This window comes from Actinoalloteichus caeruleus DSM 43889, from assembly GCF_000429185.2.
GTDB lineage: Bacteria > Actinomycetota > Actinomycetes > Mycobacteriales > Pseudonocardiaceae > Actinoalloteichus_B > Actinoalloteichus_B caeruleus.
The window spans coordinates 3,335,864-3,358,912 of sequence record NZ_AUBJ02000001.1; the positions used below are offsets into that span (position 1 = coordinate 3,335,864).

The 23,049-nt window shown below is 72.2% G+C and carries 23 protein-coding genes; 4 read left to right on the top strand and 19 right to left on the bottom strand.

Going from position 1 to position 23,049, the window contains the following annotated elements:
- Window positions 1–170 precede the first annotated feature (170 nt).
- From G443_RS12800 to G443_RS12810, 3 genes are all read right to left on the bottom strand, one after another.
- Window positions 171–737: a hypothetical protein gene (locus tag G443_RS12800; RefSeq protein ID WP_026417296.1), complete on the bottom strand. Its 567-nt coding sequence runs from the start codon at window positions 735–737 to the stop codon at window positions 171–173.
- 235 nt (window positions 738–972) lie between these two features.
- On the bottom strand, window positions 973–2,511 hold the full coding sequence (locus G443_RS12805; RefSeq protein WP_026417297.1) for a leucyl aminopeptidase family protein: 1,539 nt from the start codon (window positions 2,509–2,511) through the stop codon (window positions 973–975).
- A gap of 203 nt (window positions 2,512–2,714) precedes the next feature.
- Window positions 2,715–2,882, bottom strand: a complete 168-nt coding sequence (locus G443_RS12810) for a DUF3117 domain-containing protein (RefSeq protein WP_016699112.1) — start codon at window positions 2,880–2,882, stop codon at window positions 2,715–2,717.
- A gap of 173 nt (window positions 2,883–3,055) precedes the next feature.
- Here G443_RS12810 and G443_RS25465 point away from each other — a divergent pair, with 173 nt between their 5' ends.
- Both G443_RS25465 and G443_RS12820 read left to right on the top strand, forming a co-directional pair.
- Entirely contained in the window at window positions 3,056–3,856 is an 801-nt protein-coding gene (locus G443_RS25465) for a PaaX family transcriptional regulator (protein ID WP_026417298.1), read from the top strand.
- 64 nt (window positions 3,857–3,920) lie between these two features.
- Window positions 3,921–4,724 carry an enoyl-CoA hydratase-related protein gene (locus G443_RS12820; RefSeq protein ID WP_026417299.1) on the top strand — a complete coding sequence of 268 codons (804 nt, stop codon included), beginning with the start codon at window positions 3,921–3,923 and terminating at the stop codon, window positions 4,722–4,724.
- Window positions 4,725–4,787: 63 nt separating this feature from the next.
- Here G443_RS12820 and G443_RS12825 read toward each other — a convergent pair whose 3' ends face one another.
- From G443_RS12825 to dapE, 6 genes are all read right to left on the bottom strand, one after another.
- Window positions 4,788–5,240 carry an SRPBCC family protein gene (locus G443_RS12825; protein WP_026417300.1) on the bottom strand — a complete coding sequence of 151 codons (453 nt, stop codon included), beginning with the start codon at window positions 5,238–5,240 and terminating at the stop codon, window positions 4,788–4,790.
- Window positions 5,237–5,635 carry a DivIVA domain-containing protein gene (locus G443_RS12830; protein WP_026417301.1) on the bottom strand — a complete coding sequence of 133 codons (399 nt, stop codon included), beginning with the start codon at window positions 5,633–5,635 and terminating at the stop codon, window positions 5,237–5,239. Before G443_RS12830 ends, G443_RS12825 begins: the two co-directional genes overlap by 4 nt.
- A 78-nt stretch (window positions 5,636–5,713) precedes the next feature.
- The gene (locus G443_RS12835) at window positions 5,714–6,052 is read right to left on the bottom strand and encodes a PadR family transcriptional regulator (RefSeq protein ID WP_026066040.1); all 339 of its coding nucleotides are present in this window, start codon (window positions 6,050–6,052) and stop codon (window positions 5,714–5,716) included.
- A 347-nt stretch (window positions 6,053–6,399) separates the two neighbouring features.
- Window positions 6,400–7,239 (bottom strand): dihydropteroate synthase, encoded by an 840-nt coding sequence (folP, locus tag G443_RS12840; RefSeq protein ID WP_026417302.1) that lies wholly within the window; start codon window positions 7,237–7,239, stop codon window positions 6,400–6,402.
- A 107-nt stretch (window positions 7,240–7,346) separates the two neighbouring features.
- Window positions 7,347–8,138 (bottom strand): LOG family protein, encoded by a 792-nt coding sequence (locus G443_RS12845; RefSeq protein WP_026417303.1) that lies wholly within the window; start codon window positions 8,136–8,138, stop codon window positions 7,347–7,349.
- 165 nt (window positions 8,139–8,303) lie between these two features.
- The gene (gene dapE / locus G443_RS12850) at window positions 8,304–9,380 is read right to left on the bottom strand and encodes a succinyl-diaminopimelate desuccinylase (protein ID WP_026417304.1); all 1,077 of its coding nucleotides are present in this window, start codon (window positions 9,378–9,380) and stop codon (window positions 8,304–8,306) included.
- Between the two features lie 130 nt (window positions 9,381–9,510).
- Between dapE and dapD the strand changes: the two genes are divergently transcribed.
- Entirely contained in the window at window positions 9,511–10,494 is a 984-nt protein-coding gene (dapD, locus tag G443_RS12855) for a 2,3,4,5-tetrahydropyridine-2,6-dicarboxylate N-succinyltransferase (protein WP_026417305.1), read from the top strand.
- 317 nt (window positions 10,495–10,811) lie between these two features.
- Here the strand turns inward: dapD and dapC are convergent, their stop codons facing one another.
- Together dapC and fdxA are read right to left on the bottom strand one after the other, a co-directional pair.
- The gene (gene dapC / locus G443_RS12860) at window positions 10,812–11,924 is read right to left on the bottom strand and encodes a succinyldiaminopimelate transaminase (RefSeq protein ID WP_026417306.1); all 1,113 of its coding nucleotides are present in this window, start codon (window positions 11,922–11,924) and stop codon (window positions 10,812–10,814) included.
- A 4-nt stretch (window positions 11,925–11,928) separates the two neighbouring features.
- Window positions 11,929–12,249 carry a ferredoxin gene (gene fdxA / locus G443_RS12865; RefSeq protein ID WP_026417307.1) on the bottom strand — a complete coding sequence of 107 codons (321 nt, stop codon included), beginning with the start codon at window positions 12,247–12,249 and terminating at the stop codon, window positions 11,929–11,931.
- Between the two features lie 215 nt (window positions 12,250–12,464).
- Between fdxA and G443_RS12870 the strand changes: the two genes are divergently transcribed.
- Window positions 12,465–13,313 (top strand): GNAT family N-acetyltransferase, encoded by an 849-nt coding sequence (locus tag G443_RS12870; RefSeq protein WP_026417308.1) that lies wholly within the window; start codon window positions 12,465–12,467, stop codon window positions 13,311–13,313.
- Between the two features lie 20 nt (window positions 13,314–13,333).
- On the opposite strand, the gene G443_RS12875 is transcribed toward G443_RS12870, so the two are convergent.
- The 8 genes from G443_RS12875 to G443_RS12910 all read right to left on the bottom strand — a co-directional run bounded on the left by G443_RS12875 (window position 13,334) and on the right by G443_RS12910 (window position 22,932).
- A complete protein-coding gene (locus G443_RS12875; RefSeq protein ID WP_026417309.1) occupies window positions 13,334–13,744 on the bottom strand; it encodes a hypothetical protein in 411 nt (136 codons plus the stop codon).
- Window positions 13,741–14,655 (bottom strand): N-acetyl-1-D-myo-inositol-2-amino-2-deoxy-alpha-D-glucopyranoside deacetylase, encoded by a 915-nt coding sequence (mshB, locus tag G443_RS12880; RefSeq protein WP_035291292.1) that lies wholly within the window; start codon window positions 14,653–14,655, stop codon window positions 13,741–13,743. The genes G443_RS12875 and mshB overlap by 4 nt, the downstream gene beginning before the upstream one ends.
- A gap of 138 nt (window positions 14,656–14,793) precedes the next feature.
- Window positions 14,794–15,846, bottom strand: coding sequence for an ABC transporter ATP-binding protein (locus tag G443_RS12885; protein ID WP_026417311.1), 1,053 nt, complete (start codon window positions 15,844–15,846; stop codon window positions 14,794–14,796).
- A complete protein-coding gene (locus G443_RS12890) occupies window positions 15,843–16,979 on the bottom strand; it encodes an ABC transporter ATP-binding protein (protein ID WP_026417312.1) in 1,137 nt (378 codons plus the stop codon). Before G443_RS12890 ends, G443_RS12885 begins: the two co-directional genes overlap by 4 nt.
- Window positions 16,979–17,905 (bottom strand): ABC transporter permease, encoded by a 927-nt coding sequence (locus G443_RS12895; RefSeq protein ID WP_245588670.1) that lies wholly within the window; start codon window positions 17,903–17,905, stop codon window positions 16,979–16,981. Before G443_RS12895 ends, G443_RS12890 begins: the two co-directional genes overlap by 1 nt.
- On the bottom strand, window positions 17,898–18,893 hold the full coding sequence (locus tag G443_RS12900) for an ABC transporter permease (RefSeq protein WP_026417314.1): 996 nt from the start codon (window positions 18,891–18,893) through the stop codon (window positions 17,898–17,900). The genes G443_RS12895 and G443_RS12900 overlap by 8 nt, the downstream gene beginning before the upstream one ends.
- Window positions 18,894–19,037: 144 nt before the next feature.
- Window positions 19,038–20,834: an ABC transporter family substrate-binding protein gene (locus G443_RS12905; RefSeq protein ID WP_026417315.1), complete on the bottom strand. Its 1,797-nt coding sequence runs from the start codon at window positions 20,832–20,834 to the stop codon at window positions 19,038–19,040.
- 343 nt (window positions 20,835–21,177) lie between these two features.
- The gene (locus tag G443_RS12910; RefSeq protein ID WP_051313302.1) at window positions 21,178–22,932 is read right to left on the bottom strand and encodes an ABC transporter family substrate-binding protein; all 1,755 of its coding nucleotides are present in this window, start codon (window positions 22,930–22,932) and stop codon (window positions 21,178–21,180) included.
- Window positions 22,933–23,049: the final 117 nt, after the last annotated feature.

The following is a 23,049-nucleotide window of genomic DNA, read 5'->3' on the forward strand; positions in this document are numbered from 1 at the left end:
TCGAATTCGGCGGTCTGGGTCGGACGCGCCGCGCCGCCCCGCGGTGCCCTCCACGGGAGATCGCGCGGGGACCCCGGAACCCGGTCCGTGCCCCGGAGCGGACGGAGCGGCACGGGTACCCGCGCCGCGTTCCGCCCGGTGCCGCCGCGGACCCGGCGGTGGGGGTCGGCTCAGTTCGCCCCGCGCCGCCGGGACAGCGCCCCGGCCACCACGTGCGCGAGCACCGCCGCGAGCAGGGGGAGGACCACCAGGAGACCGACCCGCCAGGTCCAGCCCCGGGACAGCACCTCACCGGCCCGCTCGACGTCCTCCGAGTACACCCGCACCTGGGCCCGCTCGTTGTCCGAGCAGTGCAGTTCGCCCGGGGCGGCCACCTGGGGCGTCCCCCGCCAGGCGAGGTCGCCGTACTCCCTGGCGTAGGTGAGGCGCACCGTCTCCCAGGCGCCGTCGGCGCCCCGAACGGAACACTGGGTGAGGGTCCCCGCCTCGGACCTGTCGGCGGTGAGCAGCAGTTCGCCGCCGTCCCAGTCCAGGAACTCCATGCCGAAGCGCTGTTCCTCGCCGGTGTCCTGGTAGGCGACGCTCTCCTGGGAGCGGACGGCCCGCAGCGTGTCCCGCCCGAACACCGTCGGGACGTAGACGAGGAACAGCTGGTACACGAGCACCCCGACGGAGACGGCGACCATCGCCAGGGTGAACCAGATCGCGTACTTCGCGCGCGGGGTCGTCGTCGTCACCTGACCGCTCTCACTCACACGTCCCGGCCCGCCGCCGAGACCCCGGCGAACGGGGGCCACGCCGTCCTGAGTGGACCAGTGGCACCCGGGCAACCCTTTTCACGTCCCGGGTGACTCTAGGCACCCGGGACGGCGACCACGGGTGATACCCGAGCTAAGTGACCAGCGCCACAACAGGATGACGGGGAACCGGTCGTCGGGCACCGGGTGATCGGTGGAGCGGTCAGGTCGACGATCAGCGCCGGGCGCGGTCCCGGGCGAGGCCGACCAGCGTCCGCGCCGCGAAGCCGCTCGCTCCCGTGGTCACCTCCGCGTAGTCGCGGTCTGACCGGGCGGGACCGGCCACGTCGAGGTGCGCCCACCGCGTCGCGCCGGTGAACTCCCGCAGGAAGAGGGCCGCGGTGATGCCACCGGGCCCCGGCGGGCACTGGCGCACGTCCCCGATCTCCCCCGTGACCTCGGAGGCGTACTCGTCGAGGAGCGGCATCCGCCACCACGCCTCGCCGACGGCCTCGCCGGCGGAGACCAGCTCGCGGGCGAGTTCGTCGTCGTCGGTGAGGACCCCGCCGGTGCGCAGACCGAGCGAGACCTTCATCGCGCCGGTCAGGGTGGCGACATCCACCAGCACGTCGGCGCCGAGGTCGCGAACCGCGTAGGCGAGGGCGTCGGCCAGGACCAGGCGGCCCTCGGCGTCGGTGTTGGTGATCTCGGTGGTGGTGCCGCCGTAGTGGCGCACCACGTCCCCCGGCCGGTACGACGATCCCGAGACGTGGTTCTCGGCGCAGGGCACCAGCCCGGTCACCCGGATGGGGAGGCCGAGCCGGGCCACGGCACGCACCGCCGCGATCACGGCACCACCGCCGGCCATGTCCGTCCGCATGAGGTGCATGCCCTCGGCCGGTTTCAGGGACAGCCCACCGGTGTCGAAGGTGATTCCCTTCCCCACCAGCACGAGGTGCGGACCGGTGCCGCTGTCCGAGGGCCGCCAGGAGAGTTCGACGAGCCTGGGTGGGCGTCGGGACCCCCCGCCGACGGCGAGCACGCCGCCGAAGCCCCGGTCGCGCAACCAGGTCTCGTCCCGAACGGTCACGTCAAGACCGGGGACGTCCTCGGCGAGCAGCGCGGCCGAGTCGGCCAACCAGGCCGGGTCCTTCACGTTGGAGGGTGTGTTCGCGAGATCCCTGGCCACCGAGGTGGCCTCCGCCAGGACGCTCGCCTCGGCGAGTGCCTCCCCGGTGGCCACCGGGTCGAGGGCGGCCGGGGGGCGAACGAGGAAGGTCGGCGGGGTCAGGCGGGGCTCGTCCGCGCTCACCCTGAACCGGTAGCCGCCGAGCAGCAGCCCGGTGGCCAGGGCGACGACCGCGTCGCCGTCGGTCTCCTCCGGGAGCAGGGCGGTCACCTGGTCGGCGACCGGTTGCTCGGGTTCCGCCGCCCGGCGGTCGCGGACCGCACGGGCGAGGACGGCGCCGGCCCGCCGCCAGTCCGAGGCCGTTCCCGCACCCACGCCCACGACCCACGCCGGTTCGGGGTCGGCGGGAACCAGCTGGATGGAGCCCGCCTTCCCGGTGAAACCGGCGGTGGTGAGCCAGTGCCGGACGCCCTGGTACGTTCCGGGCAGGTCCGGCAGGCGTACCGACTCCGCGTCGTCGGCGCCGACGACGAACGCGGCGATCGCGGTCGACCGGTCGCGGTCATCGCCCTCGAGGACGACGGTGGGCGAGGGAGTGGGGAACCGGCCGGTGAGGTCCGGGGTGGACGGAGGGGAAACGGACAACGGGAGATCTCCTCGTGACACGGGTGTCGTCTACTCCTGCGGTGGCGAGCTGGTCGGCGGTGGGGCGCGGGTGGACCTGGCTGGTGCCAGCCTCCCGGGCCGGGAGATGCCGAGGGCCCCGGTCGTGGAGCTTTACCGGGGCCCGACTCGCGTACTCGGGCGTCGCGGCGGGTGGGTGGACCCACCGAGCCTCAGCCGCGACGTCAGCCCGTAGCGGCCTTCAGCGCGTCGCCCAGGTCACTGGCCTCCTCCGCCGACATCTCGACGACGAGGCGCCCACCACCCTCGAGCGGAACGCGCATGACGATCCCGCGTCCCTCCTTCGTCACCTCGAGGGGACCGTCGCCGGTCCGGGGCTTCATGGCCGCCATAGCGTGCTCCCTCCATCAACATCTTCCACCTGACGTACCGCACCGTCCGCCGGTGACCGGGTCATTCTCCCCTATCGGCGGCGACCGGTGAAACCGAACCGGTCTCTTCGTGTCGCGTGCGCTGATCCACAGGTGCTGGTAGGGCGGGCCCGAAGGTGCCAGACTCAGGCGTCGTGCGGGCACGCTCGGCGATCTTCGACCTCTTCGGCGGACACCTCCGCCGCCGGGGCGGAGCTGTCACGATCGCCGCGCTGGTCAGGTTGATGGAACCCCTCGGTTTCGCCGGTCCCGCCGTGCGAACGGCGGTGTCCCGCACCGTCAGGCAGGGGTGGCTGCGGCCAACACGCTTGCCGTCCGGTCCGGGTTACGCGCTGACGCCGAAGGCGGAACGGCGGCTGGACGAGGCCGCCGGGAGGATCTACCGCACCCGCGACTGGTCGTGGGACGGGAACTGGCATCTCCTGGTGCTCACCGGCGTGTCGGACCGCCACCGGCGGGAGCGGATCGCCGCCTCGCTCGGGTTGCTCGGCTACGGCGAGGTGGAACCACTGGTGTGGGTCGCGCCCCGCCCGTCACCGGAACTCCCGGACCTGCTCACCAGTGAGGACCTCACAGCCCACGCGTTCCTCGCCGCCCACCAGGGCTCCGACCGTGACCTGGCCGGCAGGGCCTGGGACCTGGTGGGGCTCTCCCGCGACTACGCGGCGTTCGTGGCGCGGTGGCGGCCCCTGGCGGCGGCGGTCGACGAGTCACGGGAACCGGCGGCCTTCGCCGCCTCCCAGCGGCTGTTGCACGACTGGCGCAAGTTCCTCTTCCGGGACCCGGGGCTGCCGCCGGCCCTGCTCCCGGCCGACTGGACCGGCCACCGGGCGGCCGAGTTGTTCGACGGCGAGACGGCCCGGTTCGCCCCGGCGGCCGACCGCTACGTCGAGAGGTGCCTGGCCGCTCCGCCGCCGGCGCTCCCCACCCCGTGACGGCGTCCTCGCTCCCCCTCCCGCGACAGCGACACGAACAGGGACACGAACAGGAAGGCACCGCATGTCCGCTGAGAGCTCAGAACCGGTCCTGCTGGTCGACGACGCCGCCGGAGTGCGCACCCTGCTGCTCAACCGGCCGGCGGCGTTCAACTCGCTGACCCTGGAGTTGAAGGAGTCCCTGCTCGGTTCGTTACGGGCGGCGTCCCAGGACAGCTCCATCCGCGCGGTCGTCATCAGCGGCTCGGGGGACGCGTTCTGCGCCGGTCAGGACCTCAAGGAACACGTCGAGGCCCTCCAGCGGGGGGACGGCTCGTCCTCAACCACGGTGGAGCGCCACTACAACCCGCTGATCGAGACGATCACCGGTATGCCGAAACCCGTGATCGCGGCGGTGAACGGGGCCGCGGCGGGCGCGGGGGCATCGCTGGCCTGCGCCGCGGACCTCCGCATCGCCGACCGGTCGGCCAGGTTCCTGATGGCCTTCGCGAACGTGGGGCTCTCCGCCGACTCCGGGGCGTCGTGGACGTTGCCAAGGCTCATCGGGTACGGCAGGGCGATGGAGATGATGCTGCTGGCCCAGCCGGTCGGCGCCGAGGAGGCCCTGGCTGTCGGGCTGGTCAACCGGCTGGTGCCGGACGGCACGGCCCTGGGGGCCGCCCAGGAGCTGGCGGCCAGGATGGCGACCGGCCCGACCGCGTCCTTCGCGGCGCTCAAGGAGGCGCTGCGGCTGGGGGCGGCCAGCTCCCTCCCGGACGCGCTGGCGAACGAGGCCCGCCTCCAGCACGAGGCGGGGGGCAGCGCCGACCACCGGGAAGCCGTGGAGGCGTTCGTGGGCAAGCGCCCGCCCCGGTTCACCGGGAACTGACCGTCGGCGGGGCTCCGGCCGGGCGGACCGGCTCGGACCGGAGCCCACCGGCCATGCCGCCGTTCAGCCAGCCTCCCGCCGGCACAACTCGGCCAACCGCTGGCCCGAACGACGCAGGCCCCAGGCGAACCCGGGTCGCACGACCGGCCACCCGAACCGGCCGACCTGACCGAAGGGCAGGACCAGCCGTTCGCTCCAGAGGAAGGTCGACGCCGCCGGTCCCCGCGCCACGACCTCGAAGATGCCGTCGCCGCGCACGAGCCGCCCGGTGTGCCGGACGACGCAGCGGTGGGGCGGGGACCACTCGGTGATCTCCATCGAGTCCAGCGCGCCCAGGCCCGCGACCCCGGTGAAGGCGACCATGCGGGAGCCGACCCCGCGCCCGTCACCCGATACCAGGTGCACCTCGGTGCCGAGCATCCACTCCCGCTGCCGGGGCCAGTCGGTGACCACCGACCACACGACCTCGGCGGCGGCCTCGATGTCCACGCTCTCCCGTACCGTGGCCGTGTTCATCTGGCGTCGCCTCCCTGTTCCGTTCCCGGTTCCCGCTGCTGGCCGCCCCGATCGGCGCGCTGCCCCTCCACGGGTTCCGGTTCCCGCCGGAGGTCCTCGCACCGCGCGAGGCGCGCCTCCAGTCCGGCGACCCGCGCGCGCAGGCGGTCCAGCTCGTCCGCCACCTCCGCCAGCGCCCAGTCCACCTCGGTCATGCGGTACCCGCGGACCGCCTGTTGGAACCGCAGCGCCCGGACGTCGGAGCCGGTCGGAGCCCGCTCCGGCAGCGTGGTCGGCGTGACACCGGGCGGCAGCGGGGCGAGTTCCTCACCTCGGCCGAAGACCAGGGAAGCCAGCAGGAAGACCACGGCGGCCACCATCGCCACGATCAGGAAGTAGACAAACAGAGTGGTCACGGCACCACATCGTGGCACGAGCCGGGGCGGTCTCGCCGGGTGGCGGCGCGCTCGGCCCTCGGGTGACGGGCTGCCGGGTCAGGCGCGGGCGGCCTTCGACTCGGAACTGAGGACCCCCTCGATCGCGGCGGTGAACTCGCGCCAGGCGGCCCGCTCGGCGGTCAACGCGCGCTCTCCCGTCGAGGTCAGCCGGTAGGTGCGGCGCTTGCGCCCCGCCACCGTGCTCCAGGCGCTGCGTACGCACCCGGCCCTCTCCAACCGTCGCAGCGCCGGGTACACGGTGCCGGTGGGCAGGTCGAGGGCACCCCCGCTGCGCAGCTGCAACGCCTCGATGATCGCGTAACCGTGGAGCTGCCGACCATCGAGGGTGGCGAGCAGCAACGCGTCCAGATGTCCACGGAGTGCGTCCGACTTCACAGTGAGAAGTCTAATGCGTAGCGCTGCGTGGCCGGTAGCTACGCTACCCATACAGCGGTACCCGCGGGTCCGTCCGGGCGACGGTGGCCACGACCGGGCCAGCGGGGGCGTGACTCCCCCGGCCCGCGACGCCCACCGACCAGGTGGCCGCGGTCCACCGCCACCGCCACCCACCCCGGACTTTCCCCCGAAAGAAGGAATTTCTCGGACGTTCTGTAACTACTTCGAGTGAAGCACGCCAGGGGGTCCGCGAGACACGGGAACGCAGCGTCACCGGCACCGCGCCTGACTGGCGCGAGCACCGGAGGGCATGGGCCTCCTCGGCCCCTCGCCGGTGCCGGCCCCGCTCAGCGCAGGGCCCGCAGCACGCTCGCGGGAGGACGGGTCCCCCTGATCGACGCCGTCATCTCCAGTACTTTCCTGGTGCGGGCCACCTCGTGCGCGCGGAAGACGGCGGCGCCCTGCCAGGCGGCCACCGCCGTGGCGGCCAGGGTGCCGTCCACCCTGTCCTCGGTCGCCGCGTCCAGGGTCTCGCCGATGAAGTCCTTGTTCGACAGCGCCATCAACACCGGCCAGCCGGTTCCCACCAGCCGGTCCAGCCCACGCAGCAGCGCGAGGCCGTGCCAGGTGTTCTTCCCGAAGTCGTGGGTGGGGTCGATGAGGATCCCCTCCCTCGGGACCCCGGCCCGGGCCAACGACTCGGCCCGAGCGGCCAGTTCCGCCGCGACCTCCCCCACCACGTCCGCGTAGCGCACCCGGTGGGGATCCGTCCTCGGAGCCAGACCGCCGGTGTGCGAGCAGACCACCCCGACGCCGAACTCCGCCGCGACCTCGGCCAGCCGGGGGTCCGCACCCGCCCACGTGTCGTTGAGCAGGTCGGCCCCGGCCCGGCACACCTCCTCGGCCACCTCGTGGCGCCAGGTGTCCACGCTGATCGCCAGGTCCGGGTACCGCTCCCGCACCGCTCGCACGAACGGCACGACCCTGGCGGTCTCCTCCGCCACGTCGACCCGCTCCCCCTGGGCACCGGCGCGGACACCTCCGATGTCGACGATGTCGGCGCCCTCGTCGACCGCGCGGTCGACGGCGGCCATCGCCGCCGGCTCCGCGAACGTCGCCCCTCGGTCGTAGAAGGAGTCCCTGGTCCGGTTGACGATCGCCATGACCAGGGGCCGGTCGCCGTGCATCTCCCGAGAGCCGAGCCGTAACCGCACGGCATGATCGTGCCACGGGGGCGGGACGCCGCCCCGCCGCCCGTCCCCGTCGTCGTCGTCGTCGGGAGTGACCGCGCCGGTCAGTGGGTCTCCTCCCATGCCTGGTACGCCTCCTCGACCACCCGGACGGCGTCGTCGATGTCGTCGGTCAGGTGGAGCAGCGCGAGATCGGGGACCCCGATCTTGCCGCCGCCCTGCACCGAGTCGCGGAGCCAGTCGTAGAGGCCCTGCCAGTAGCGGCGTCCGAACAGGACCACCGGGAACTTGGTGACCTTCTTCGTCTGGACCAACGTCAGCGCCTCGAACAGCTCGTCGAGGGTGCCGAAACCCCCGGGAAGCCCGATGAAGGCCTGCGAGTACTTGACGAACATCGTCTTGCGGGCGAAGAAGTAACGGAAGTTGACCCCGAGGTCCACCCACGGGTTCAGGCCCTGTTCGAAGGGGAGTTCGATCCCCAACCCGACCGAGTAGCCGCCCGCCTCGGAACAACCCCGGTTCACCGCCTCCATCGCGCCGGGACCGCCACCGGTGATGACGGCGAACCCCGCGTCCGCCAGCGCCGCTCCCACGGACCGGCCCACCGCGTACTCCGGGTCGTCCCGCGCGGTCCGCGCCGAACCGAACACGGTGACCGCCTTGGGCAGCTCCGCGAGTGCCCCGAAACCCTCCACGAACTCCGCCTGGATGCGCAGCACCCGCCACGGGTCGGTGTGCACCCAGTCCGACGGACCCCGGGAGTCCAACAACCGCTGGTCGGTCGTCGTCGTCTCCCTGCCGCGCGTCCGTCGCACGACGACGGGACCCTGCTGCGTCTGGGCGAGCTCAGCCGGTTGTGTGCCGTTGCCAGGGGCGGACGCGTTCTCCGTGCTCATGCTGGTCACCCTACGGAAACCCGGTCGGGAACCGGGCGGTTCGACCTGTCGGGGAGCGGATGCCCCACCATCGGCGGAACGCCGATGGTGGGGCCGGGCCGGACGAACGCGGACGACCAGCACGTCGACATCCCCGACGGACCCCGGTGCGCGGTGGGACGCGAGTCAGGCCAGGAAACGCCCGAGCACGTCCGCGCACCGGGTGATGTCGGCGGCCCGCACGTGTTCCTCCCTGGTGTGCGCCAGCGTCGGGTCGCCGGGACCGAAGTTGACGGCGGGCATTCCCCTGGCGGCGAACCTGGCGACGTCGGTCCACCCCAGCTTCGCCACCGGGGTACCTCCGGCCGCCTCGACCAGTTCCCGGGCCGCCGGTGCCCCCAGGCCGGGCAGCGCGCCGCCGGCGCGGTCCACCACCCGGACACCGAAGCCGTCGAAGACCGTCCGCAGGTGCTCCTCGGCCTCGGCGACCGAACGGTCGGGGGCGAACCGGTGGTTGACGGCGACGACGCAGCTGTCCGGCACGACGTTGCCGGCGACACCGCCGCTCACCGACACCGCCTGGAGACCCTCGCGGTACTCGCAGCCGTCGATGTCCACCCTCCTGGGCTCGTACTCGGCCAGCCTGCGGAGGATCTCGCCCGCACCGTGGATGGCGTTCTCCCCCATCCACGCGCGGGCCGTGTGGGCGCGTCGACCCGTGGTGCTGACCTCGACCCGGATGGTGCCCTGGCAGCCCGCCTCGATCACCGCGTTCGAGGGCTCGGCGACGATGGCGAGGTCACCGTCCAGCCAGTCGGGGAGCTCCCGTTCGATCCTGGTCAACCCGTTCCGGCTGGCGTCGACCTCCTCGCAGTCGTAGAAGACGAAGGTGAGGTCCAGCCGGGGCGACACGCACCCGGCGGCCAGCCCGAGCAGGACCGCGTCACCGCCCTTCATGTCAACCGTCCCGCAGCCGTGGAGCACCTGGTCGGAACCGCTGCCCGTGCGGCGCAGCGGGAGGTTGTCGTTGACGGGAACGGTGTCGAGGTGCCCGGCGAGCACGACCCGGCCTGGACGGCCGAGGTTCGTCCTCGCCAGCACGGCGTCGCCGTCGCGCACGACCTCCAGGTGGGGCGCCTGGCGGCGCAGGGCGGTCTCCACCGCGTCCGCGATGGCCGCCTCCTCCCCCGACACGCTCGGTACGTCGACGAGGGCCGCGGTGAGCTCGACGGGATCGGCGGTGAGGTCCAGGTCTGCGGTCACGCCACCGGACAGTACCCACCCGGGCGCACGCGGGACGGGCACGGGGAGGCCGGCACCGGGATCGCCGAACCCGCGCCCGGCCTCCTCGGCGCCCGGGGTGGGGTGCCAACGGTGGGTTACCGTTGCCGGCGTGAGCAGTGACGTCACTTCCCAGGAGAGCGGCGCCCACGGCGTCGGACTGGCCACCATCGCCGACGACGGGACCGTGCTGGACACCTGGTTCCCCTTCGTCAGACTCGCCGAGACCGACGAGGTCGGTTCGCGGGTCCTCACCGCCCAGGAATGCGGGGAGGAACTGGGCTCCGCCGCCGTCGACCTGCTCGGCCCCGACGAGGCGCGCGGCGTCCGGGTCGAGGCGGTCCGGACCACCATCGGTTCCCTCGGCGAGGCGCCCGTCGACACGCACGACGTGTACCTGCGGCTGCACCTGCTGTCGACGACCCTCGTGCGTCCCCACGGCCTGAACCTCGACGGCGTGTTCGGCCTGCTGGCCAACGTGGTGTGGACCAACCACGGGCCGGCCCGGGTCGAGGGCTTCGAGGCGACCCGGCTGCGGCTGCGGTCCCGGGGGCCGGTCACGGTGTACAGCCAGGACAAGTTCCCGCGCATGGTCGACTACGTCGTCCCGTCGGGCGTGCGGATCGGGGACGCGGACCGGGTGCGCCTCGGCGCGCACCTGTCTCCGGGCACGACCGTCATGCACGAGGGCTTCGTCAACTTCAACGCCGGCACGCTGGGCTCCTCCATGATCGAGGGCAGGGTGTCCGCGGGTGTCGTGGTGGGTGACGGTTCCGACCTGGGCGGCGGCGCCTCGGTGATGGGGACGCTCTCCGGCGGGGGCCGGGAGGTCATCAGCATCGGGGAGCGCTGCCTGGTGGGGGCGAACGCCGGCATCGGGATCTCGCTCGGCGACGACTGCGTGGTCGAGGCCGGGCTGTACGTCACCGCCGGCACCAAGGTCACCCTGCCCGACGGGGTGCTCGTGCGGGCCAGTGACCTCTCCGGTCGGTCCGGGCTGCTGTTCCGCCGGAACTCGACCACCGGTGCCGTCGAGGTCCGCCCCCGGGAGGGTGCCGCGGTGGAGCTGAACAGCATCCTGCACGCGAACGACTGACGGCTCCCCGCCGTCGACGCCGGGGCGGTGGCCGGACGGCCGCGCCCCGGCGTCCGAGCGCGACCCGGCCGCTCACCCAAGCCGCCGCTCACCCCGGTCCCGGCGCTCACCCTCGGGGGCCGCGCCGGCCGCTCCCACCGCCCGTCGGCCCGGGTGCCCCGTGTCCAGCCGCTCGGCGAACCGGTTCGCCGACATGCCTCGTCGGCCGCGGGAGCACGGCGAGGCCGGGTCCGGTCCCGCGCGGCGGAGCCGACCGGCGCCCACCGGTCGTCGCCGAGGCGCGCCTCCGGCCGCCGGGTGCGCGCGGGCCGCCCTCGTCAGAGGCGGGCCGCGCCGGCACGGATCCGTTCGTCGGAGGCGGTCAGCGCGACCCTGACGTGGTTCCGGCCCGCCGGCCCGTAGAAGTCGCCCGGAGCGACCAGGATCCCCCGGTCGGCGAACCAGGCCACGGTCCTCCACGCGTCCTCACCCCGCGAGGCCCACAGGTACAGGCCGGCCTCGGAGTGCTCGACGGCGAACCCCGCCGCGCGCAGCGCCGGTAGCAGGACGTCCCGCCGTGCCGCGTACCTGGCCCGCTGCTCGTCGAGGTGCCGGTCGTCCGACATCGCCGCCGTGATCGCCGCCTGCACCGGCCGGGGCACGATCATCCCCGCGTGCTTGCGCACCTCCAGGACCTCGGCGACCAGCGTCGGGTCCCCGGCGAGGAAACCGGCCCGGTAGCCGGCGAAGTTGGAGGACTTCGACAGGGAGTGCACCGCGAGCAGGCCGGACAGGGAGTCGCCCACCCCGGAGGCGGCGAGCACGTCCGGGTGCAGCACGGAGACGGGCTCGGTGTCCCAACCCAACGCCAGGTAGCACTCGTCGGAGGCGACGACGGCCCCGAGCTCCCTCGCGGTGGCGACCGCATCGGCCAGCGCCGCCGCCCCCAGGACGCGCCCCGTCGGGTTGGACGGGGAGTTCAGCCAGACCAGACGCGTCCCGGGTGGTGGGCTTTCCCCGTCGGCGAGGCGGACGACGTCCGCTCCCGCCAGTCGCGCGCCCACCTCGTAGGTGGGGTAGGCGAGTTCGGGGATCGCGACGACATCGCCGGGCCCGAGGCCCAGCAGCGTCGGCAACCAGGCGACGAGCTCCTTGGAACCGATCGTCGGCAGCACCGCGTCGGTGGGCACGGCCACCACGCCGTGTCGACGGGCCAGGCCCGCCACGACGGCCTCCCGGAGTTCGCGGGTGCCGTGGGTGGTCGGGTACCCGCCCTGGTCGGACACCGAGGCCAACGCGGCCCGCAGTTCCGGCGCGACCGGGTCGACCGGGGTGCCCACCGACAGGTCCACGAGGCCGTCCTGGTGCGCGGCGGCGCGCTCCCGCGACGCGCGCAGCGAGTCCCACGGGAAGTCGGGCAGCCGACGACCACCGGTCCGACTGGTGCTCACCTGCTCATTCCCCCTGCGGGGGCAGCTGCGCGATCCATGCGGGGTCGTCGCTGACCTTGCCGACCTTGGCCGCGCCGCCAGGCGAGCCGAGCTTGTCGAAGAAGTCGACGTTCGCCTTGGTGTAGGCCGACCACTGGTCGGGGACGTCGTCCTCGTAGTAGATCGCCTCGACGGGGCAGACCGGCTCGCACGCCCCGCAGTCCACGCACTCGTCCGGGTGGATGTACAGCATCCGGTCGCCCTCGTAGATGCAGTCCACTGGGCACTCCTCGATGCATGCCTTGTCGAGGACATCCACGCACGGCTCAGCGATGACGTAGGTCACGGCGGCTCTCCTGCTCATCGTCCAGTCGCCCGTGCGGACCTTCGACGCACGGCCGCTCCAGTATCTCTCGCCGTCCACCCTGGTGCCCTACCCCCCTCGGAGTCCACTCCTCCCGTTTCCGGCTCGGCCCCACCGGGGGTGCCCGCGGCCGCTGTTCGGCGTGAGCCGTCCCATATCGCCTTCCGCGCGTGGAGGCGCCGCGACAGGATGCGTCGGTGCGTGAACGTGTCGTCGAGGAGCTCTGCGCCGACGCCTGGCCGGCGGTGACCGAGGAGCGCGTCCTGGGGTGGCGGTTCCGCGCCGCCGCCGGGTTCACCCTGCGGGCGAACTCGGGGATGCCCGGCGCGGAGGCGGCGGAGGTGTCCCGGGTGGCCCCCCTGCTGCTGGCATTCGCCGGGACCCACGGGATCGTGCCCCGCGCCCAGGTGGTGCTGGGCGATCCCGTCGAGGCCGGACTGCGGGCGTTCGGATGGCGTCCCGACCACGACTCGGAGACGCTGGTGCTCAGCGGACCACTCGCCGCGCTGGCGGGTGGAGCGCGGACGAGCGGCGCGCCACCCCGGCCCGAGGGCGTCCCGTCTCGGTTGGTCTCGGTCGGTGGCGGCCGGAGCCACGCCGTCGGGGTGTCCGGTCCGCCGGCGGCCGGTCCGGCCCACCGCGTGCACCTCGCCCCACCCGGCCCGGCCTGGTGGGAGCTGACCGCGGGCACCGGCGCCCCGGGGGCGGCGGAACGAGCGGTGCTCGCGCCCGCCCGTCGGGGGGACCACGTCGTCGGGTTCGGCGCGTCCACGGTGGACGGCGTGCCCGTCGCCGCGGTGCGGGGCCAGGTGGTCGGGGCCCGGGGAAACCGCTGGCTGCACGTCGCCCGCCTCGCGGTCCGGCCGGAGCACCGCCGGACGGGTCTGGCCCGAGCGCTGGTCGGGGCGCTCGCCGGCTGGGCGGCCGACCGAGGCGCGGAGCACTGCGTGCTCCAGGTCACCGAGGGCAACCGCGCGGCCCGCCGCCTGTACGAGGGGTTGGGCTGCGCCGAACACCACCGCTACCGGTACTGGTCCCCGGGCTGAGGCTCCTCCGCCCGGTCGGATCAGCGGCGGGCGGGCGCGCCGGCGGCCCCGCCGCGCGACGCCCTGGTCGACGCCCGGTACCGCCCGCTGAGCGTGCCCAGCACCATCGCGGGCGGCAGCGCGCCCAGCGCCAGCAGGAGGAGACCCCGCCAGTCGCCCATGAGCACGACGTCGCCGCCTGGCCCACTGACCCCGAACACGATGACCACCAGCACCCAGGCGAACAGCGGGGCTCCGGCCACCCGCATCCGCCCCGAGATCCGCCCCGCGCCGAGCACCAGCAGCACGTTGGTGACGCCAGCCAGGACCGCGGTGAAGGGCACCGGGACGACACCGATCCGGAACGGCAGGAAGAACAGGGCGAGCAGCGCGAGGACCACGGCGTCGAGCACCAGCATGGCGAGCAGGAGCCAGTCAGGCACCGTCTTCATCGGCTGACCTCCCCCCGACCGCCCGGCAGGCCCCCGAAGAGGTCCGTCGCGGCGCCGGCCGGGTTACCGCTGGCCAGCACATAGGACTCGGCCCGCGGCACCGGTTGGGCGATGTCGTTGGACAGGGCGTAGACGGCCTCGCCCCCGCCGCCGTGCCACACCTGGACCTGGGTGGCGTGCGCGCGCATCGCGTCGAGCTTCGCCGGGACGTGCTCGGCCACGTCGACCACCGAGTCCACCTCGTCGTCGGGGGTCGAGGGCACCTCGCCGACGGCGGGCACCTGGTAGGGGTGGGCGTCGCCGAGGGCGGCGATCTCGGCGAGCCCCTCCTTGACGGCGCTCGCCGCGTTGACGACGTGGAAGACGCGGAGGACCTCGGGCACCTGTGCCGTGGCCGACATGGTGACGTCGTGCGCCCGGACGTGGTCGGGGTGGCCGTACCCCCCGTCGGGGCCGTAGGTGACGACCACCTGGGGGCGTACCTCGCGCAGTACCTCCACGAGGGCGGCGGTCTGTTCGGCGAGGTCGCCGAGCGCGAAGGCGCGGGGGTGCGCGTCGGGCGCGGCGGTGGCGAAGCCGGGTGCGTCCCAGAGCATCCCCGAGTCCCGCCACCGGCCGATGCCGCCGAGGAACCGGTGGTCGTCCACGCCGAGCACCGCGCAGGCCGCCCGGAGCTCACCGACCCGGTACCCGCCGAGCTGGTCGGCGTGGTCGGGGCCGAGGCCGCGCAGCGCCTCCGGGATGACCTCGCCCTGCTCGCCGAGGGTGCACGTCACGACGGTGACCGCGACCCCCTGCGCCGCGTACCGGGCGATCGTTCCCCCGGTCCAGATGCTCTCGTCATCGGGGTGGGCGTGTACCAGGAGTAACCGCGGTGTGGCGGTCGGGCGGGGCGCTGGGGCAGTCGTCACCGAGCCAGCCTAAGGAACGTGTCGACCGCCGTGCGGCGACGGGGCACCTCGGGACCCGTGGTGGGCCGGCCCGACACCGCCGCCGCACCCCCGCCCGACGTGCCCGGAGCCAGCGGGGACGTCGGGCCGGGGCCCGGTTCAGCTCTCCCGGGGCCGGACCTCGGGGAAGTGGCAGGCGGACAGGTGCCCGTCCTCGCCCCGTGCCTCCAGCTTCGGCTCCTCGCTGGCGCAGATGTCCTGGGCCTTCCAGCAGCGGGTGCGGAACCGGCAGCCCGAGGGCGGGTTGACCGGGCTGGGGACGTCACCGGTCAGGACGATCCGCTGGCGTTCCCGTTCCGCCTTCGGGTCGGGCAGCGGCGCGGCGGAGAGCAACGCCTGCGTGTACGGGTGGGTGGCGCGCCCGTACACCTCGTCCCGGGTGCCGATCTCCACGATCTTGCCCAGGTACATCACGGCGATGCGGTGTGAGATGTGCCGCACGATGGACAGGTCGTGCGCGACGAACAGGTAGGCGAGGTTCAGCCGCTGCTGGAGTTCCTCCAACAGGTTGACCACGCCGGCCTGCACGGACACGTCCAGCGCGGAGACCGGTTCGTCGAGCACCAGCAGTTTGGGTTCCAGGGCCAGTGCCCGCGCGATGCCGATGCGCTGCCGCTGCCCCCCGGAGAACTCGTGCGGGAACCGGTTGCGGTGCTCCGGGTTGAGCCCCACCAGCTCCAGCAGGTTGTTCACCTTGCTCTGGATCCTCTTGTCGCCCCAGGAGGAGTGGTGGATCTCCAGCGGTTCCCGGACCACGGAGTTCACGGTCCAGCGCGGGTTCAGCGAGGCGTAGGGGTCCTGGAACACGATCTGCATGTCCCGGCGGACCGCCCGCAGCTGCCGGGCCGTCTGACCGACCAGCTCCCTGCCCTCGAACCGCACCGACCCGGAGGTCGGCCGGTGCAGCTGGAGGATGGCCCGGCCGGTGGTGGACTTGCCGCAGCCGGACTCCCCGACCAGTCCGAGGGTCTCCCCGGCGCGCAGGTCGAAGGAGATGCCGGCGACCGCCTGCACCTGGCCGACGGTGCGCGGGATGATCCCCTTCCCCCGCACGGGGAAGCTCTTCACCAGGTCGTTGACCTCGAGCAGTGGCTGGCCGGTGTCGGCCCCGGCTGGTGCGGTGTCCGAGGGGGACGTCTTCGCGGTGGTCATGGGGTGCTGCCCTCCTCGCGGGCCATGCGCTGCTCGACCTCGGCCGCGTCCTCGACGACGGCGAGTTCCGGATCCGCCTGGGTGAGCGAGGCCGGGTTCTCCACGGACCCGATCTCCTCGTGCTCGAACAGGTCCCGGCTGTCGTCCCCGCCCCCGAGCTCGTCCCACTTCAGGCACCGGCTGGTGTGCCCGGACACGCCGACCGTCACCAGCTCCGGCTCGGCCTCGTCGCACTCCGGGCCGGCCAGCGGGCAGCGGGGCGCGAAGGCGCACCCCGGCGGCAGGTTCATCAGCGACGGCGGCGCGCCCTTGATCGGGGTCAGCCGCTTGCCGAGCAGGTCGGGGTGCGGGATGGAGCCCAGCAGGCCCACCGTGTAGGGCATCCTCGGCCGCTCGAACACGGCGTCCACCTGGCCCGACTCGACCACGGTCCCGCCGTACATCACCTGGACCCGGTCGGCCATCCCGGCCACCACGCCGAGGTCGTGCGTGATGATCATGATGGCGGCCGAGGTCTCGTCCCGGATGCGCAGCAGCGTCTCCAGCACCTGGGCCTGCACGGTCACGTCCAGCGCCGTGGTCGGCTCGTCCGCGATGATCAGCGTCGGATCGTTGATGATCGCCATCGCGATCACCACCCGCTGCCGCATCCCGCCGGAGAACTCGTGGGGGAACTGGGCCGCCCGCCGGTCCGGCTGCGGGATGCCGACCAGTTCGAGGGCCTCCACCGCCTTGGCCCAGGCGACCTTCTTGGACACCTTGTGGTGGGCCCGGTAGGCCTCCGACAACTGCCAGCCCACGGTGTACACCGGGTTCAGCGAGGTCATCGGGTCCTGGAAGATCATCGCGATGTCGTTGCCGCGCAGCTTCTCCAGCTGCCGCTGGCCGAGACCGACGATCTCGGTGTCGCGGAACCGGATGGACCCGCCGATGCGGGCGCTCCGGGGCAGCAGGCCCATCACGGCCATCGAGGACACCGACTTGCCCGAGCCGGACTCGCCGACGACACCCAGCACCTCGCCCTGGCGCAGGGTGAAGGACACACCTCGGACCGCGCGGACCACCCCGTCGTCGGTCGGGAACTCGACCGTCAGGTTGTCGACGGTGAGCAGGTCACCTGCTGTCGTCGTCATCAGGCACGCACCTTCGTCTGCTTCGGGTCGAAGGCATCCCGGATGCCGTCGCCGATGAAGTTCACGGTCAGCGAGATCAGCACGATCACCAGGAACGGCGCCCAGAACAGCCACGGCCGCAGCTCCAGCTGGGCGTAGTTGTTGTTGATGATCAGGCCCAGCGAGGTGTCGGGGATGTTGACCCCGAGGCCGATGAACGACAGCGCCGCCTCGGCGAGCACGGCCGTCGCCACCGCGAGGGTCGCGTTGACCGTGATGACCCCGGTCAGGTTGGGGAGGATGTGCTTGACCACGATCCGGGTGTTGCTCGCGCCCATCGCCCTGGCCGCCTCGACGAACTCCTGGTTCGCCAACGACAGGGTGAGCCCCCGGTTGATCCTGGCCACCGACATCCAGCTGAACAGGCCCAGCGCGATCGCCACCAGGTACCAACTGCTGCCGAAGGCGCTCGCGGCCAGGGCCACCAGGGCCAGCTGCGGGATGATCAGCCAGAGGTCGACCAGCCGCATGAACAGCGTGTCCACCCAACCGCCGAGCAGTCCGGCGACCGCGCCGAGGGTCACCCCGATCACGGTGGCCATCGCGGCGACGACCACGGCGATGAGCAGCGAGAACTGGGTTCCCCGCACGAGCATCGCCAGCATGTCCCGGCCGAGGTTGTCGGTGCCGAGCGGGTGATCGGGCCCGGGGTCCTCGTAGCGCCCGCCGCCGGTGTAGGTGTGGTCGTACTGGAGGAACCAGGGCAGCACGATGGCCGCGAGCACGATCAGCACCAGCACGCTGAGGCTGATCATCGCCATCCGGTGCCGGAGGAAGCGCCGCAGCACGATCTTCCACTGCTTGCGCGCCTCGGTGTCGAACTCGTGACCCGCCCGTGGCGTCGTGTCCGGGTCGTCCGGCGTCGTCTTCGTCACTGTGTCAGCCAAGGCGAATCCTCGGGTCCAGGAAGCCGTACACGATGTCGGCGACCAGGTTGAATGCGACTGTCAGCACGGCGGTGACCATCAGCCAGCCCATGAGCATCGGCGGGTCCTTCTGGCCGACCGCGTCGACCAGCAGACTGCCCATGCCCCGCCAGCCGAAGACCATCTCGGTCATGATCGCGCCGCCGAGCACCGCGCTGAAGTTCAGGGAGACCATCGTGGTCACCGGGATGAGCGCGTTGCGGAAGGCGTGCCGGAAGATGACCCGGGACGGGCGGAGCCCCTTCGCCCGCGCGGTGCGGACGTAGTCGGAGCTCAGCGTCTCCAGCATGGAGGCGCGCTGGAAACGGCTGTAGGCGGCGAAGCTGATGAGCATCAGGCTCAGGGTGGGGAGGAGGTAGACGCCCACGTACTGGCTGAACTGCTCGAAGAAGGACCCCTGGAACCCCTGGGCCGGTGGGATCGTGCGGATCCACCGCTCACCGCCCATCGACACCAACAGGTCGTTGAAGCGGATGCCGTACATCTTCAGCACGATCGCCACGCAGAACAGCGGCATGGAGAACATGACGAAGGCGGTGGTGGTCGCCACGTAGTCGAAGATCGTGTACTGGCGCACCGCGGCGAGCACGCCGATGGCGACACCCAGGACGATCGCGAGGATCTCGGCGCCGATGACGAGTCGGAAGGTCACGCTGAACGCGCGCATGACCTCCTCGTAGACGTCGGCCTTGGCCGAGCCGAGGGCGAGGCTCTCGCCCCAGTCCCCGGTGAGGAAACCAGTGAGCCAGTCCCAGTACCGGGCCCAGATCGGACGGTCGAGCCCCAGCTCGATCATCAGGTTCTGGACGTCCTCCTCGGTGACACCGGGGGTGGCCCGGTACTCGCCGATGGGGTTACCGGCCGCGGACACCAGCAGGTAGGCCAGGAAGGAACCGATCCCGAGGATGGGGATCGATATGAGGATTCTGCGGATGATGTAGCGGAGCACGATGTCGTCCTCGATACGAAGCCAACGTCAGTCCCAGGCGGACCGGCCGCGGGCTGCACCGGCAGGGGCCACCGGTCGGTGCCACCCTCGGGTGGCACACGGGGCCGGACCCTGTCGGCCCGGCCCCGTGTCACGCGACCGATGTCAGGAAGTGACCTCCCACTCCGCAGCGTTCCAGGTCACACCGTCGGAGCCCTGGTAGGTGACGTGGTCCACGTTCTCGGCGTAGGCCCAGGCGTCGGGCACCTGGAAGAGCGGGATGGACAGGACGTCCTCCGCGTAGGCCTTGTCGGCCGCGGACAGCGCGGCGTTCCGCTCGTCCTCGTCCAGGCTGTTCTTCACGGTCTCGAACTGGTCGGTGGCCTCCTGGTTCTCCCAGCCGCTCCAGTTCTGGCCGCCGCCGATGCTGTACAGCGAGGCCTTGGAGGCCTTGTACGGGGTGCCGACCCAGGCGAACAGGGCCACGTCGTAGTCACCCTCGCTGACGCGGGTGTCCAGGAAGTTGTCGTCGGTGTCGTTGATGACCTCGATGCCGGCCTCGGCGCAGGTGCCCTGGATGAGGGCGACCGAGTCGGTGCGGCGGTCCAGCGCGGTGTGGCTGATGGTCAGCGAGGCGCGCTCGCCGTCCTTCTCGTAGACGCCGTCCGAACCCTGGGTCCAGCCGCCCTCCTCGAGGATCTCCTTGGCGGCGTCGGCGCCCTGGCCGGTGATGTCGCTGTAGAGGTCCTCGTAGCCGGGCTCCTCGGGCAGGAACAGCAGGCTGCCCAGCGGGGCGGCCTCCGGGTCGACGCTCTTCAGCAGCTTGTCGACCAGTTCCTCGCGGTCGACGCAGGCCGCGAAGGCCTGGCGCAGGGCGAGGTCCTGGAACTTCTCCCTGGCGAGGTTGATGTCGAGGTGCTCGAAGGTCAGACCGGCCTTCGCCTCGTAGGTGACGCCCTGCGAGGTCAGCGCCTGGAGCTGCTCGGCGGTCTCGCTGTTGGCCTGCGGCGCGATGACGTGCACCTGCTGGTCCTGGAGCGCGGTCACCTGGGCGTTGGCGTCGGCGATGTTCTGCAGGGTGATGCTGTCGGGCCCGCCGGGGTTGCCGATCCACTCCGGGTTGCGCACCACGGTGACCGAGGTGCCCTGCTGCCAGCTGTCGAACATGTACGGGCCGGAGGAGGGCATCAGGTCCGGGTTGAACCCGTTCCAGCCCTCGTTCCAGAACTCGGCGGCCGCGTCCAGCTCCTCCTGGGGGCTGTCGGCGCTGAGCTCCAGGACGTCCTCGATGCCGGTCTCCTGCTCGAGGATGTGCGACGGCAGGATCGCCTTGCTGCCGAACAGCCCGGTCCAGTCGGCGTAGGTCTCGGAGAACTCGCCGACGAAGGTACGGTCGTCCTCGCAGCTGCCGGTCATGATGTCGTAACCGGTGGTGGAGGCCGGGGCGAACAGCTCACCGCCGTCCTCGGTGGTGGCCAGCCTGCTCTTGGAGAACCAGGACAGGTAGAAGTCGCTGCAGTCCCAGGGCTCACCGTCGGACCAGGTGACGCCCTCGCGGATCTTCCACTCGACGACCTGCGGGTCCTCGCTGGTGACCTCCGCCGATTCCATCACGTCGGCGTTGAGCAGGATCTCCATCGTGTCGGTGACGACGAACGGCTCGGAGATCATCGTGTTCAACACGAGGGTGTTGTTGAAGTTGTTGGCACTGCGCGCGCCGTTGTTGTACGACGTGTAGGCCGCGTCGTGGGTGACGGTGACGTCGCCGCCCTGCTCGACCTCCGGCACGTTGTAGGTGCCGTCGCCGTTGTTGCCCTTCCCACCGGTCGCGCTGGAGTCGTTGAGGCCGCCCCCGCCACCGCCGTTGTTGTCGCTGTCGCCGCCTCCGCCGCCGCAGGCGCTCAGCACGAGCGCGGCGCTCATCGTCACCGCGACCGCGGCGACAGACCTCGTTCTCCTCATTGGTGTGCCCTCCTAGCACTGGGTCAGCGGACCGCAACCAACGGTCATGACCCGAACCACCCATCAGCGGCCCAACCCGGAAGCCGGTTCGCCATTGGCGGAACGGTAAGAACTGCGACAGGTGGCGGTCACCTGGGAACACTGGATCGTGACCAAAAGGTGACTCCTCGCACGCGGAGGGTTATCGTCCACTAACCGAACGGACACGTCCGTTTTTTGAACACTATTGCCCTGGTGTTACGGGCGTGTTCTTCTCACCGCCCGATCCCAATTCCGCGCCCGGTTCCCCCCGACCCTCCCGGGGCGCGCGGCGAACGGGTTCCCGAGGCGGAGGCGAACTCCGTCAGGCCCCGACCCGTCTCCAGTGGAGGGCGCTGGAGAAGGGCCCGAGGAACGGTCTGGTGTGCGCCACCCCGTCGAGCTCCTCGGTGGCGACCACCGTCTCGGCCAGTTGGAAGAGCGGGAGCGTCACCGCCCGCTGCCAGAGCGCGCCCTCGAGCTCGGCCTCGACCTCGGACAGCGGGGTACCCCCGGTCAGGACCGAGTCGATGACGGGTTGGAGCTGGGGATCGCAGAAGCCCGCCGGGTTGCCGGGGAGCACCGGGGCGCCGTCCACCGCGGCCGGCACGCAGCCGAACCAGGAGGCCAGTTCCGTGGCGACGTCGCCGCCGGTCGGGCGGGGCACCACCGCGACGTCCACGATCGGCCGGTTCTCGCCCTCGCCACCGGCCGTGCCGGCGCTCGCGCCGCCGCCCTGCTGCCCGCTCATCAACATCTGGTACAGCTCGTCGGCGGGCGGGGTGACCAGGCTGGTCTCCACCCCGAGGTCCCGCAGCTGGCGTGCCACGTGCCCGGCCAAGGAGGTGTACGGCTCCTGCTCCCTCGGCGCCGCGACCACCAGCTCGAAGGGAACGCCGTTGCGCAGCCACTGCCCGTCGACCAGGGCGTACCCGGCCTCGGACAGTTGCTCGACGAGCAGGTCGGGATCGCCGCTGCCCAGCACCGAGTCCTCGGGGAGGGTCGACGCGAACGCCGGGTCGACCGGGGACCGCAGCTGCGCGTCGGCGCGCAGGTCGGCGGAGGGACCGCTGCGGGCTCCGGCGGCGATGAGGAAGTCGCGGTCGAGCGAGGCGGCCACCGCCCGCCGCACCCGTTGGTCGCTCAGCTGTGGGCTCGCCGGCCGGAACAGCACCTCCACCCGGTGGGACCGGGGCACCGTCCACCGGTCCAGCGGTGTCCCGATGCCGGCGAGCAGGCCGGTGGCGATGGCGTCGGCCCGCAGCATGGCCGCCTGGTTGTCGTCACTGTCCAGCGCGGACGCCAGACCGCTGTGCGAGGCCTCCCGGAACACGATGCGGTCCAGCGACGCCGGGTTGTACCAGTACTTGTCGTTGCGCTCCAGAATGAGTTCACCGCGTTCCAGGTCCATCACGTTGACCGTGAACGCGTTTCCCGAAACCGGAAACGTGTTCGAGAACGCCCCGGTCCACCCGCCGGGAGCATCCTTGAGCAGGTGTGCCGGCAACAGATCGGAGAAAAGCGAACGCCACGCCGGGTACGGTTCGGAGAAGGTGACCTCGACGACCTTTCCACCATTCCGCGAAGTGATTTCGTCGATCAACCGGTAACCGGCCGAGTCCACCACTCCCGGTTCGGCGCGCATCCGCTGCCACAGGTAGTCGAAGTCCTCGGCGGCGATCGGAGCCCCGTCCGACCAGGACGCGTCCTGCCGGAGGACGTAGCGGACGGTGAACGGTTCGGCGTCCACCACCCGCGCCGAGGTGGCCACCGACCGGTCGAGCCGGGGATCCCCGCCGGGTCCCGGCCGGAACACCGAGGGCAGCAGCAGGCTGGCGAGCACGGTGGTGGTGGCGGAGAGATCGGAGAGCAGGTGCGGGTTGAAACCACCGGACAGCTCGTCGACGCCCACCACGACCTCGTTGGGCACCGGGTCGCTGGGCACCTGGTCGGTGTGCGTGGGATCGACGAGCGGGGGCGGTGGGGTGTTGGTGCACGCCGCGACGAGGACGACTGTCACCAGCGCCGAGAGGAGCGCGCTGACCCGGCACCGCGACCGGTGCGGCGCTGACCCGGCCATCGAGCTCTCCTCTGGTTCTGCGCTGGTCGACAGTGGCACCGACGGGTGACCGGTACCTGTCCGCTGACCGCCAGCGGTGGACGCGGGTCAGGGGTCGGGCGCACGACGGCAGCCCGA